Source organism: Citrobacter sp. Cf132 (genome assembly GCF_030333885.1).
GTDB lineage: Bacteria > Pseudomonadota > Gammaproteobacteria > Enterobacterales > Enterobacteriaceae > Citrobacter > Citrobacter freundii.
Genome location: NZ_JAOWFA010000053.1, coordinates 63,053 through 76,265, shown reverse-complemented (window position 1 = coordinate 76,265; position 13,213 = coordinate 63,053). Strand labels below are relative to the sequence as shown.

Annotated in this window: 11 protein-coding genes, 2 tRNA genes and 2 pseudogenes; 3 read left to right on the top strand and 12 right to left on the bottom strand. The window is 47.2% G+C overall.

Annotated features, from left to right (window positions below; genetic code table 11):
- Positions 1-50: 50 nt before the first annotated feature.
- The 11 genes and pseudogenes from OGV85_RS11090 to OGV85_RS11040 all read right to left on the bottom strand — a co-directional run bounded on the left by OGV85_RS11090 (position 51) and on the right by OGV85_RS11040 (position 9,138).
- Positions 51-127 (bottom strand) — tRNA-Val (locus tag OGV85_RS11090).
- Between the two features lie 4 nt (positions 128-131).
- A tRNA-Val gene (locus OGV85_RS11085) sits at positions 132-208 on the bottom strand.
- A 291-nt stretch (positions 209-499) separates the two neighbouring features.
- Positions 500-820 (bottom strand): annotated as a pseudogene (locus OGV85_RS11080) (glutathione peroxidase).
- Positions 821-1,086: 266 nt separating this feature from the next.
- Positions 1,087-2,097: a type I glyceraldehyde-3-phosphate dehydrogenase gene (gap, locus tag OGV85_RS11075; protein ID WP_016150174.1), complete on the bottom strand. Its 1,011-nt coding sequence runs from the start codon at positions 2,095-2,097 to the stop codon at positions 1,087-1,089.
- A gap of 78 nt (positions 2,098-2,175) precedes the next feature.
- Entirely contained in the window at positions 2,176-3,156 is a 981-nt protein-coding gene (locus OGV85_RS11070; protein WP_003029273.1) for a GlxA family transcriptional regulator, read from the bottom strand.
- 72 nt (positions 3,157-3,228) lie between these two features.
- Positions 3,229-4,011 (bottom strand): DUF1120 domain-containing protein, encoded by a 783-nt coding sequence (locus OGV85_RS11065; RefSeq protein WP_178317598.1) that lies wholly within the window; start codon positions 4,009-4,011, stop codon positions 3,229-3,231.
- 4 nt (positions 4,012-4,015) lie between these two features.
- Entirely contained in the window at positions 4,016-4,567 is a 552-nt protein-coding gene (locus OGV85_RS11060; protein ID WP_032949204.1) for a DUF1120 domain-containing protein, read from the bottom strand.
- Entirely contained in the window at positions 4,564-6,978 is a 2,415-nt protein-coding gene (locus OGV85_RS11055) for a fimbrial biogenesis usher protein (RefSeq protein WP_061548443.1), read from the bottom strand. Before OGV85_RS11055 ends, OGV85_RS11060 begins: the two co-directional genes overlap by 4 nt.
- A 121-nt stretch (positions 6,979-7,099) precedes the next feature.
- Positions 7,100-7,804 carry a fimbria/pilus chaperone family protein gene (locus tag OGV85_RS11050; RefSeq protein WP_049016152.1) on the bottom strand — a complete coding sequence of 235 codons (705 nt, stop codon included), beginning with the start codon at positions 7,802-7,804 and terminating at the stop codon, positions 7,100-7,102.
- A 99-nt stretch (positions 7,805-7,903) separates the two neighbouring features.
- A complete protein-coding gene (locus OGV85_RS11045; RefSeq protein ID WP_061548442.1) occupies positions 7,904-8,608 on the bottom strand; it encodes a DUF1120 domain-containing protein in 705 nt (234 codons plus the stop codon).
- Between the two features lie 224 nt (positions 8,609-8,832).
- Positions 8,833-9,138, bottom strand: a complete 306-nt coding sequence (locus OGV85_RS11040; protein ID WP_003029261.1) for a helix-turn-helix domain-containing protein — start codon at positions 9,136-9,138, stop codon at positions 8,833-8,835.
- 659 nt (positions 9,139-9,797) lie between these two features.
- Here OGV85_RS11040 and OGV85_RS24545 point away from each other — a divergent pair.
- The 3 genes and pseudogenes from OGV85_RS24545 to OGV85_RS11025 all read left to right on the top strand — a co-directional run.
- Positions 9,798-9,971 (top strand): annotated as a pseudogene (locus tag OGV85_RS24545) (DNA methylase); the annotation flags it as partial.
- A gap of 134 nt (positions 9,972-10,105) precedes the next feature.
- Complete coding sequence (locus OGV85_RS11030; RefSeq protein ID WP_003836487.1) at positions 10,106-10,795, top strand: helix-turn-helix transcriptional regulator; 690 nt, start codon at positions 10,106-10,108, stop codon at positions 10,793-10,795.
- 70 nt (positions 10,796-10,865) lie between these two features.
- Positions 10,866-11,612: an SDR family NAD(P)-dependent oxidoreductase gene (locus OGV85_RS11025; RefSeq protein WP_003029256.1), complete on the top strand. Its 747-nt coding sequence runs from the start codon at positions 10,866-10,868 to the stop codon at positions 11,610-11,612.
- Between the two features lie 420 nt (positions 11,613-12,032).
- On the opposite strand, the gene trpS is transcribed toward OGV85_RS11025, so the two are convergent.
- Positions 12,033-13,037: a tryptophan--tRNA ligase gene (gene trpS / locus OGV85_RS11020; protein WP_061548441.1), complete on the bottom strand. Its 1,005-nt coding sequence runs from the start codon at positions 13,035-13,037 to the stop codon at positions 12,033-12,035.
- Positions 13,038-13,213: the final 176 nt, after the last annotated feature.

The window sequence follows — 13,213 nt, the reverse complement described above, 5'->3', positions numbered from 1 at the left end:
AGATAAACGATAGTTTTGAGGAGAAATAGCACCAAATCGAAGAGATGATTTGGTGCGTCCGAGTGGACTCGAACCACCGACCCCCACCATGTCAAGGTGGTGCTCTAACCAACTGAGCTACGGACGCAAGATGGTGCGTTCAATTGGACTCGAACCAACGACCCCCACCATGTCAAGGTGGTGCTCTAACCAACTGAGCTATGAACGCAACGTTGTAGGTGACAACGGGGACGAATATTAGCGGCACAGACCGAATGAGGCAAGAGGGAAATGGCATTTTTCTTCCTGATCTCACGCGATTGCAGAGTAATTAAGCAAGTTGATTATATTTTGTTGATTTTGCAGCGTGTTTTTTATTCATGCAGTAGGCAGGGGCATAATGGGAACGGTTTGAATGACATGAGCACTCAGTCTTTTAGCGTTGCAAGGATCGTGGCTTCTATTTTCTCTTGAGTCGTGTAGGGGGCAAAACGCTTAAGCGGCTTACCGTCGCGCCCGATCAGGAATTTAGTGAAGTTCCACGTGATCCACCCAGCACGCCGGGTAATTCATCTTTCAGGAAACGAAACACCGGATGCGTCCCAGCGCCGTTGACGTCCACTTTCTCAAACATCGGGAAGCTCACACCGTAGTCGATGTGACAGGTTTGTGCGATTTCATCGGCTCCACCAGGTTCCTGTTTACCGAACTGGTTGCAGGGGAAACCCAGCACCACCAGACCCTGTGCGGTCGAGCACTTCGAGGCCTGCTATTGTGGCGTGAATCCACAATGACTGGCGGTATTAACCACCAGCACCAGTTTGCCAGCGTAATCGGCCATCGAGATGGGTTGGCCATTGAGACTGGTGGCAGTAAGTTGATGAAAGGTGGTCATACCGGAATCCTCAATTAAGTTCACATTACTCATATTGCCTGCGGGTTATAGGCTTCGCTTAGTGACTTTTTATTATGGTAGCAACCGTAAGATTAATAAAATGACTAAGTTGAGAGGAATTGCTCCGCCATCAAACTCACATTTAATCTGCCGTGGCAGAGTTAAAAAATCCACGCCAGGCGTGGATTTTAAGAGGGCGTGGGAAGCAGGAGTTAGCGCTCGTTTTTTGCCATTAACAGCGCCAGGTCGACGAGCCGATTGGAGAATCCCCATTCGTTATCGTACCAGGCGAGAATTTTGACCATATTGCCACCAATTACCAACGTTGACAGGCCGTCGATAATGGATGAACGCGGGTCACCCTGGTAGTCGCTTGAAACGAGCGGTTCATCGCTATAGCCCAGGATCCCTTTCAGCGGCCCCGTCGCGGCGGCGTTACGAAATGCATTATTGACTTCTTCTTCCGTTACATCCCGCTCAAGCGTGACGGTCAGGTCGACAATTGACACTACCGGAACTGGTACGCGCAGCGAATAACCGGTTAAGCGACCATCCAGCTCAGGGATGACTTTGCCAAGCGCCTTTGCAGCACCGCTTGAGTAGGGCACTATCGACAATGCAGCGGCGCGGGCGCCACGAAGATCTTTTTCCGGTTGGTCGTGCAGCGCCTGGCTGTTGGTGTAGGCATGGGTGGTGTTCATCAGACCATGCTTAATACCGAAATGTTGGTGCAAAACCTGCGCGGCAGGTGCCAGACCGTTGGTGGTGCAGCTACCGTTGCTGACGACAAAGTGTTTATCCGCCGAGTAGAGATGATCGTTAACGCCCATCACGATGGTTAAATCATCGTTTTTACCTGGAGCAGAGATAATTACGCGCTTTGCGCCACCGCTGTGGATATGTACTGCCGCCTTGTCTCGTTCAGTGAAGAAGCCGGTTGCTTCAATGACAATATCGACTTCACGTTGACGCCAGGGGATTTTGGCTGGGTCGCGTTCGCTAAAAACAGTAATGGAATTACCGTTAACGACCAGTTGCCCCTCACTGGCGGCGACGTCGGCATCGAGTTTACCCAGCAGCGAATCGTATTTCAGCAGGTGCGCCAATGTTTTACTGTCAGTCAGATCGTTGATTGCCACAATCTGAATATCCGAGTTACCCAGTGCAGCACGCAGTACGTTACGTCCGATACGGCCAAAACCGTTAATACCGACCTTTACCATGATCAACTCCTTATCTGTTGTCTCTGGCATAAATTTAGGCCGATCACTGCTTGGCGTAAACGACAAAAAAGGATCACTTTAGGCCATTTTACGACAATGAAAACGCTGGCGATATTCGCCCGGGGTCAGGTGAAGCTGTTTTTCGAATAGTCGTCGCAGGTTGATGCTGCTGCCGAATCCCGTTTGTTCGGCAATACGCTCCAGCGTCTCGTTGGTCTGCTCCAGACGCTGCCGGGCGGCGGCCAGACGAGCTTCAGCTACATAGCGCGCCGGTGAAGCTCCTGTTTCCCGGGTAAACACGCGGGTGAAGTTACGTGGACTCATGGCGACTTTTTCCGCCAGTTTATCCACGCTGAGGTCGGCGGTGAGGTTCTCAAGCAGCCAGACCAGCAGATCGTTAATCGGGCCCAGAGTACTGGTATGCTGAAGGTTGTAGCGGCTAAACTGCAGCTGGCCCCCAGGACGGCGCAGGTACATGACGAAGTCTTGAGCGACGTCGCGCGCCAGACTGAAACCATAATCCTCTTCAACCAGCGCTAGCGTTAGATCAAAGCCGGAGCTCACGCCACCCGATGTCCAGATGTGTTCGTCCTGAATATAAAGCGGACCGCTTTCGACGCGCACCTGAGGGAATTCTGCCTGCATGGTTTCAAGTAGTTTCCAGTGGGTGGTGGCTCGTCTGCCGTCCAGCAGCCCGGTTTGTGCCAGCAGCATCGCACCGCCGCAAATGGATGCAATGCGGCGGGCATGGGGAGCGGCAAGGCGCAGCCAGTCAACCACAGCAATTCCTTCCTGCGGATTTTGACCTCTGCCGGTGATAATGATGGTATCGAGAGGTTCGCGAGGATCTATCTCATGCAGGCGATGATCTGCCAGTAGGTTCAGGCCGGACTGACCATGGATCACCTGATGTGGTTGCGTTGTGGCTAACTGAACCTGATAACAGGTTTCCGTAGCGCTTTTGGGATGCAGGCGGTTGGCCTGCATCATGATGTCGGCAATACCGGCGGATTCAAACAGCATGCCGCCATCGGGAACAATGATGAGTATCTTCTTCATGTCCTGAAAAGTAGTCTTTTTACAAAATAAGTCAACAGACATGTGTTGCGGGATACTATTCTTGTCCCAATATTACAAATAAATCAGGCTGATTGTGGCCTCGCCCTGTAACTCAGTCTCATCCTGTAAGCTCAGGCCATCGGAGGCAATGGCGGCAGAGATCCTGAGGGGGATTGTCAACTGACGAATTGCCACGGGATTATTTTTCGCATCCACCGGAGTCAGTCTCATGATGCCTGAAATCAGTGTTAGTGCTGTCCCGGCTGATTGCCACATGCTCCGTTCTTGTTCCCCCGTCTGATACCCCCATGACGCGATATCGCCTTCCACGGCGCTCTCCCCGGCTAATGCGGTTATCAGGTAACCACCAATCGGTTTTTGACCTGAGGTAACACCCAGTCCAAAGAGGGTGTCAGATGAATGCCGACCAGATGTCTTATCATCGTGAGAGTCAATTATCAGGTTACGGACCCGGGTTTCCGCTTTTTCATCATTGACCATCCATGCCACCTGTCGCAGGCTCTCGCACTGTATATGCAAGCCGATAACACGTGGCGTCAACAGATAGGGAGATGAAGAACGGATCGATGAGAGACTCAGCGTACCGTAATCCACAGTGCCGCCATTATCCAGCGATACCCGGCATGCCGCCGGGATCATTTCAGCTGAAAAGCTCACATCCACCGTATTTTCCGCATACGCCTTCGTAATCAACAGGCAAAATATCCCCCCGGCACAACAAAGCCACCGATGTATCCGGCGTTTAATAAGCGAAATCAGGCGCATCTTTCCTGTAACACTTGACTGGTGGTATATAACACGCTGAAAAATTTCCTTGAACCAAAATGAAATCATCGAGTTATTCTCTCTCTGGTACGGTCATACGTAATGACAATGTTGACGCCTGCTGATCTGAAACCTGAAAGCTGCGGGCCTGTACACGGGGAATAACCGTAAGCAGGAAAGTGGCCGACATCCCGTTCACGGGCTGATGATGCTGCTGGAGCTCAACTGTGTCTCCGTTGAGAACAGCAATAGGGGTCTGCGACTGTGATTCAGACGATTTATTAAACTCGTGGTGAACAACGAACTGGCTGCTCTTATTATCGACAAACGCTTCACTGAACATCACCGTTGCCCGTCCCTCCTCACCGAAACTGAAGTCGAGTCCTCGACGGTCATTGTCATCAAACCGGATATGTATGGGTTGAGGAACATCACACCGCACCTGTACCTGTACCTGGCGGGCGGGCAACTGCTGCCATTGTACCTGCCCGGTGGGCTCAGTATCCTGAAACCGGACTTTGCCGTATTCGTGGCGCAACTGGCTGGCAATAATATTGCACTGCGCTTGAACGACCGGACTGACAATAAAATAGATGCCGCAACATAATGATATTAAACGAATCATTCGCATACTCCCGTTAACTCTTCATATAAACCATCCTGAGGTGGTGTTGGGGGCAGGGAATACTGTAGCTGGCACATGGGGCTACCGTTGTCATCCCCCACAAAGAACGACTCACCGGGCTGCAGGTTGCTAAAGAAAACCAGGCCTTTTTCCAGAGAATTCGTCACGTACTGCCCATCGCTGTCTACGATCCCTTTTCCTTTAGACAGAAGCTTTCCGTCAGTACGTCTGACTGTCATGAGTACCCTGCGGGTGTCTGATACCCTGAATTGTGTGAATGCGACGGCTCCTCGCGAAACGGTAAGCTCCGCGGCACCATTGGTTAAGTCGACATGTCTGGGCAACGTTTTAACATCAATATTGAGACGAGAGGGCTGCCACGGTGTTAAGCCGGGAACCAGCGCTTTGCCGCGATAATCAGTCCAGACGGGGCCCTGCGGGGTAGATACTTTGATCCCGGAAAGCGGAGAATTTAATGAAAGCGCGCCGTATGATTCCTGAATCGCATAAGGTGAAAAAAGTATCCCTTCCTGATTAACGGAAATCCCACCGCTTAGCGAACCGCCATACCCCCAATAATTGGCGGTCTGGCTGGCATACCCACTCATCTGGGCGTAATGCAAATTTTGCCCAAAACTGCCGCTGACGGTATTTTGGGCATTTTGCCAGTCCCGTCCTGCCGATAGCGAATATGACATATCGTCCCATTGTCCGCTGGTCTGAACATCGTTATAAGTCCGGGAGCCCTGTCGACGAAGGGACAGATTTACGCGATCGTGTCCCAGAGGCAGCCCAAGTCGGATATAAAAGACATCATCGTCACGTTGCGTACTCGTCCGGGAGCCAGAAACACGTTGCCATGTGGCCGAAAGGTTAATCTGACCATGTCCAGCCCAGCGCCAGTTTTTTGACCATGAGGCATACCATGATTTCGGTGTGGCGGCATGGTCACGCGCGGAGGAGGTCGAGTAACTCAGCGAAAACAGACCTAAATGTTCATGAGCCCAGTTACCTCCCACATTGTAGTAACTGTTCGCTGTGGAAGTCGTATGATTTACAGCGTCGCTGAGCTCACGAAATCCCGCAGATGTTGTGGTCCAGGCCGCCTGAATACTGGCGGAAGGGTTAAGCTGGTAGCGGAGACTGAGGCTTTCCTTGCTGCCCGCATGATGCGTGTACTGTTCCTGTGCCATCGTGGTTTGCAGCGACAGTGACCATGCCGGTATCGGAATAAAACTCAGGGATGCCGCCGCGGATTGATACTGTGCTGAGGCCAGAGCGCTACCGCTTAGCGTTGCCTGTCGGGAAATCCGCATCCCCTGACTTCCGGTAATGAGCCAGGGGGCCGATTCATCGCTGGCAACTGTCTCGCGCACTTTACCGAGTGCCACAGACCCATAAAGGGGAGCGTCGGCCGGAGTTTGTAAGGCCGTGACAGGTACTGAAAACGTTGTTAACTGACCATCCTGTTCCGTCACTTTCACATCCAGCGGAAACTGCGTGCTGAGCATGGAAATGTTATCTAATGAAAACGGTCCTTCAGGAACCTGTGTTGCCTCGATTAACTGTCCGTTTTGATAAACCTCAACACGAGCCTGCGCGGAACGCGCTATTCCCTGAACAGAAACGCCGCTACGAGCAGGACGCAGTGCACTATCAGGAAACAGTTGAAGCCCCGTTAATCCAGGAATGGCGAGTAGCGTCTGACGAGCGTATATCTCTCCTGCCTGAAAGGTCTGTTGTAGCGACTGAAACGTCTTCTGGACATAAGTATATAGTCGCTGAGAACGACGTGTTCCGTCACTGTACGATACCGTATGACGACTGCGAAGCAGCCAGTCATTCAGATTCAGTCCTGATTCAAATAGTCCCAGTTGATAAGTTTCGTGCTTTCCGGACTGAACTGTGGTTGACGACTGCAGATTATAATTAAGCAGCCCCGATGTGCCTCCCTGAATAATATCCTTCCGTAATAAGCTGCTTTCTGGCGTCAGCGCAGATGTCGGAACTGTAATACTAATCTGATTTTTATACGGGTCTGCCGTTAACTGTGCTGCGGGATAAAGCGTCTGATAATCCAGACATCCTTGATTAAACTCATACGCAAGTCCGAGATTTCGGGATGTTTCAGGGGTTATACAGGGTTCGCCCTGCGCATTAAATCGCGTCATAAGCTGACGTTTATTGCGCCCGTTAATCATCCAACTAACAGGATATTCGCCTGGTGAAAAACGTGCGGCGTGAGAAAAATAATGACTCAGACCAGCATCCAGTCCGCGGTTTTTTAATCTTCCGTCATCAAATAGTAAAGGTTCGGCGGATAACATCATACTGTAACTACCAAGTAGACCGAGAAATAAATAATATGCATACCTGTGAACAGGCAATGTTCTGATTAAATTAAAGGGCATTTATTAACCTTATAGCTATCCTTGCAGGAGCTCGGATATAAATCGTTCTGATGCGAAATAGGTTTTTATAATAAATATTCAGCGTTGAAACCTGACATCCGGTCTGGCGCTAAAGTTTCTTTCAATTTAGCGAAGCAATAAACTCCGACACCTGAACACCGTAACGGCTGACTGGAACAAAACGTACTTCGTTATCAGCCGTAAGCGAGGATGCTGATGATAAGGTTATATGCTGGCCCGGCAGTAAATACGTTCTCCCGAGGTCAAATTGTGTCTTCGACGGTAGTGTGACAAACTGCTGGGCCAGGCGGACGACATAGGGGCCTGGATTAGTAACTTTCAGCTGATTGCCTTCTTTATGCCATGTAAGTAACGTCCAGGGATCTTTTCGTTCCGGTAATCCTTCTGGATGAATAAGTACGGGTAAATTCTGACGTATAGTAATACCAATTTTGTTACTACCGGGGATTTTTGGGGGGATACCTTCGAAAATGACACGTTTAAGATGCTCAGTAATTAGCGGCTTTTCCGTTTTAAGAATAAATCGAACTTGCTGAGTCTTACCTCCTTCAACCCGGACTACCGGCTGAGTCGGCAGGAGTTTAATCGTGTCATCCTCACCGTCAACATTAATGACCTGTGTGTAAAGCAGGGAAGGGATATTGTCTGTATTGGTGACATTCATGCTGCCTCCGCTTTCCTTTTCCTGGATCAGTAAAAGGGAACTGTCAGGCTGCATTCCGGTGGCCATACTGACCTGTGGGATGCAAATCAGGAAAAGTGAAAGAATGAAAAGAACTTTCCAGAAGAAAAATGGCTGACGCATTGTAGTTATTCCAGTATATTTACCGGACCATTAGAACATGGCCCGGTAATAAACAGAGTCGATAAAATTAATTATTTCGTATTAATTTACGGGAGATTATCAGAGATAAACCAGAGAAATCGTTGCCTCACCGTCGAGATTCGTTTCATCCGTAATCTTAAGGTCTTCCCCTTTGCGAAGAACTCCTTTAATAGATAATGGAATTTTCAATTCAGAGAAAGCTGCCGGGGTTAATGTATCAGGATTTCCTAAGGTGTGTAATCTGGCCGCAACATCCACGCCGTTTACGGTGCTGCCAGAAGTCGTGCGTGACCAGTCGTCGCTGTTACCTTTACTTCCGATAAACACCAGATTGTCAGCGCTACCCGAATAAGTCATATCAGGGAACCAGTTAATAACAGTATATGCCCCCAGTCTTGCTTCACCGTCGTTCGTAAGCCCCAGACCAAATTGATTGCTGCTCGCGGGTATATCGTCGCCATCAACGGTGGCATTTTTAATCACACCATTATAGAGAGAATCTCTACGTTCATCATGAAGGGTATACGCAACGAGTCGATCGGAATTGCATTTAATACCCATATTAATACGTTTTTCCGGCAGTTGATTGTCTTCAGTTGCAGACAGGTTCGTCATTAACATTGTTCCGTAGTCAACAACACCGGCGTTATCCAAATTGACGGTACATGCGCCAGGCACTAATTTGCCGGTGACTTTAAGCGTGGCCGTGTCTCCACCTGCCGCAAGGGCTGAGCCGGAAATAAAAGTAAGTGATAAAGCAACCAGTAGTTTATTTAATTTCATTTAAGTAATATTCCTAATTATGGATTTAAAAATACAACGCCTGTGCAGCGCCATGTTCACTTTATTCAAGTAAACATGGCGATGCGGAGCATGACTTTCTTCATATAGCAGGTTTTAGATATTCACACCCGGTAAAAATTAGAGAAATACAAAAGCAATATGCTGTATTTGGTTTCTCTCGAAGAATATTGTCCAGTAAATGTTGTTTTTAAAAATAAAGCCCGTTAATTAATGGTCTTAGTCATTGAATTGTTTTGGATAATGCTTCTGGCCTTGCTAAATACCTGTGTATCCTCATAAAAAACTTCACTGACAAGATGACTCAGTCTTATGTTAAAAACGTTCAGAATTCGCAGAATAAACTCTAACGTAAAAGCGCACTGTCCCCGTTCAAACCGTGATACATGCTGCTGACATATATTTAACTCAACAGCTAACTCTTCTGCGCTCATATTCATTTTTTGTCGATTGCTACGAACGAATCGACCGATTCTGGCGTTAACGTTAGATATATTGTATTTCAAGTGCATTAGCGACTCCGTTTACTATTTGTTTATGTTGATTTATTTGTTGACATATATTTCGGCCATAAAAGTATTGCAAACATCCCTTACTCTTGAAACAAGTTAATATCGATCGGTCAGTAAATCATCAATAGAAAAAAACTATCAAAACAGGTTAAACGATTGTTTCAATAAATTAAATGAATTTGGATTTTTACTGTATGCCAATGAAATATATATATAATATATACTAATAATCTACTTATCCCACAGTCATGAATACACTAATAGTTTCACGCGAAATCATAATTGCTATTATTTGGTTACTTGGTGAAATATATAGTTACATGTTACACCAATAAGGAGTAAATTACAGATGTGTTCTATAAATATCAGCGAGTATCTGGTGCTGAAAATTGGAAATAAGGCCTGAGCTGACCATTGTCAGGCCTCAACAATAATGTTGGCGAGTAAACAGGAACTCGTAATTTATAGTTCAGAGTAAAAGTTGCGGTGATATCTGCCCGTTGCCTGAATTCACTCACACCCACAGCACGATATACTATCCGAAAAGCTTTACGAATGTTTTGTAATGACGCCTTGCGGTTCCATGTCCATATCGCGTGATGCGTAAGGATATCCATTGTTGGCTCCAGTGTACCGCGCCTGAGTGGACACAGGACGGGCTGCTTTTCCGCTTCTTTCCGGATCGTGCCGTTGATTTCATCCCCCACAGATCCCCCGCAGTTGGTCGGAGTCCGTGGCCTTTCCGACACAGCATTGCCGGCGACAAAAGCGATGAATGGCTACAACCCACCTGCAATGAGATGAAATGTGTCCTCAAAACAGACGCACTGATGAACGCATTACGAACTTAGCGCGGTGTCAGACCTTGGGGCAGTTCAACTTAGCCATCTACAATTGCTTTGTACTAAGATGCTTATCTAATAGATGCTTTAAGAAATCGTCTCAGGATCATGATGGATTTATCACTATGACTAGAACAGAAAGGCTTCTCGAATTACTACAGATATTAAGGGCGCAAAGATATCCGATCACTGCATCCACACTCTCAGAAAGATTAGGGATAAGTGTGCGTTCCCTTTACAGAGATATAAAAACGCTACAGCATCAAGGGGTATGCATTGAAGGTGGTGCTGGAATTGGTTATATCGTTAAATCTGATTTTCATTTGCCACCCTTAAACCTGTCTCATGAAGAAGTCAATGCTATTACGCTTGGATTGAATTGGGTCTCTCATAATACGGACCATGATTTCAAAATTATCGCTAAGAATGCACTTGCCAAAATACATACCGTCATTTCCGGTGAGTTGAAAAATCTTATTGAAAGTCAATCCTATCTGATTGGTCCTTCAGAAAAAAATGAGATGTTTTTTGAAGATATTCGCAATGCTATTAAAAAGCGAAAGAGAATCAAAATAAAGTATTGTGATAAGAAAGACTCTTACTCTTCTCGAGTCATATGGCCCATTGGGTTGGTATACATGGAGTCATGTTGGCTTTTGGTTGCATGGTGTGAGATGAGAAATGATTTTCGCCACTTTAGGACTGACAAAATTAAGGAAATTGAGCAACTGGATTCCTTTTATAGTGAAAGCAGGGCGGTTTTATTGAAAAAATGGAGAGTAAAAGAAGGGATTAGCGAGGAGAAAGAGTACTGACAAAAACTGTCACAGCTCATTTGTATACTAACCCAGATGAAAGGTTCAATTCTACATCTTTGGGGGGGGTATGAATTTCCAAAATAAAATTGCTGTGATAACAGGAAGCACTACAGGAATAGGTGAGGCCGTCGCAAAGCAATTACACATACATGGTGCTAAGGTCATTATTGTCGCCCGTTCGTCAGAGCAGGCTAAACAAAAAGCGAAACAATTATCTTCACAGGGTCAACAAGCGATGGGGATCGGATGTGATGTATCACAGCCCGAACAAGTACGACAAATGATCGATGAGGTTATCGAACGCTTCGGCAGACTTGATTATGCTGTAAATAATGCAGGCTTAACAGGTGATCATGGTAAAAACATAACAGAGCAAACAGTTGAGAACTGGGATAAGGTTATTGCCACCTCATTGAGCGGAGTTTTTTACTGCCTAAAATATGAAATACCTCAGATGATGAAGTTTGGTGGCTCAATAGTGAATTTATCTGCCGTAAATGGCCTGGTTGGCATTCCTGGATTAGCGCCTTACACCGTGGCTAAGCATGGTATAATTGGTTTAACCCAAACCGCAGCGCTAGAATTTGCATGTCAGGGAATTCGAGTAAATGCAGTCGCTCCTGGTTATGTCCAGACCCCGCGAATGAGTGCACTTCCTGAAAATATCGTACATAGCTTCGCCAATAGCCACCCTATGAAAAGGATGGCAAAAATGCAAGAAATAGCAGACTTCATCTTGTTTTTGCTATCAGACAAATCCGCATTCTGTACCGGAGGAGTTTATCCAATTGATGGTGGATATTTAGCCGAGTAAATTTCTCTAACGTTTTAAACTATAAGCATTACCTAACCAAAGCGGTAGGTTCAATAGGAGCGTTATAATATATTTAATGCTCCTATTATAGGGGTAATGATAACAGCACCTCCAGTTTGAACTAATATGAGAATAAATGATCGACTTTCCATTGGTTTAACTCACATTGAAAAACGGGCATCTTTGTCTGTAGATACAGATGAAATGCTTCCTTTTGCCACTCGTTGAGTAGCATAGTCTCTTCGGCGACAATCCATGCCTTTTCTCAGAGGGGCCATCGCCTGAAATGAGGTTTTGATTTCGAAATAAAACATTAGTGCATTTTGCTGATAAAACGTGGGGAAGATTCTGAAAGCTCCCGGCGAAGGTAACTCGTTGGGAGCTGTCTTTATTTATTGGGCCGACTGTAATAGGTCGAGTTCAGAACACCGGCAAACCCAGCCCTTGCTTCACTTCTCTTAATGTCTGCTGCGTGATCTCGTGCGCCTGTTCGCTGCCTTTTTTGAGCATTGCCATCAGCATGCCTTTATCCTGAATGTAGGTTGCCCGCAGCTCGCGCATTGGGGCGATGAGTTCCTGCAAGCACACCTCCAGCTCGTTTTTGCATGTCCGGTCACCCAGTCCACCCCGTTGGTAATGCGCTTTCATTTCCGCCACTTTTGCTTTATCCGGATGAAAAGCGTCGAGGTAAATGAATACCATATTGCCGTCGATTTGCCCCGGGTCGGATACTTTCAGATGATTGGGGTCGGTGTACATTGCACTGACCGCGTGATGAATGGTTTCTTCGCTGGCTGACAGGAGCAATGTGTTACCAAGCGATTTTGACATTTTGGCATTCCCGTCGATCCCTGGTAGGCGGCTGGTTTCACTCAGCAGCGCTTTGCAGTGCGATAAGACGGGGGCCGGTAACAGGCTATTCATCTTGTGCACGATTTCATTAGTCTGCTCAATCATTGGCAACTGATCGTCGCCGACGGGAATCACTTCGGCTTTGAAGGCCGTAATATCTGCCGCCTGACTGATGGGATAAACCAGAAAACCAACCGGTAACGAGCGGGCAAACCCTTTCTGCGCAATTTCGTTTTTAACCGTAGGATTACGCTCTACGCGAGCCACGGTGACGATATTCATATAAAGCGCGGTCAATTCCGCAAGGGCAGGCAGGGCCGATTGCAAACAAATAGTGGTCAGTGAAGGATCTATTCCTGCGGCAAGATAGTCGGCAAGTACCTCGGGAATATTGTCGCGGATCTTTTGCGGTGTGCTGCCGTTATCGGTTAGCCCTTGCAGGTCAGCCACCAATATAAACTGCTGATAATCATGTTGCAGCGCGGCGCGCTGGCGCAATGACCCCACATAATGGCCAAGATGCAGCGGGCCGGTGGGACGATCGCCAGTGAGGATGATGGTTTTATTGTTCATGTAAGACTCCTTAGTCATAAAACCGAAAGGGGTCTCTAAATGCAAATAACCGCCTTTCGGCGGTTATCTAAAAATGGGAAAAACACATTTTGACCGCCTTTAAGAAGGCAGCCACCACAGGTTGTAATTAAAAGCGGTGATATCGTGTTTTGTGTTCATTGAATTAACATATCACC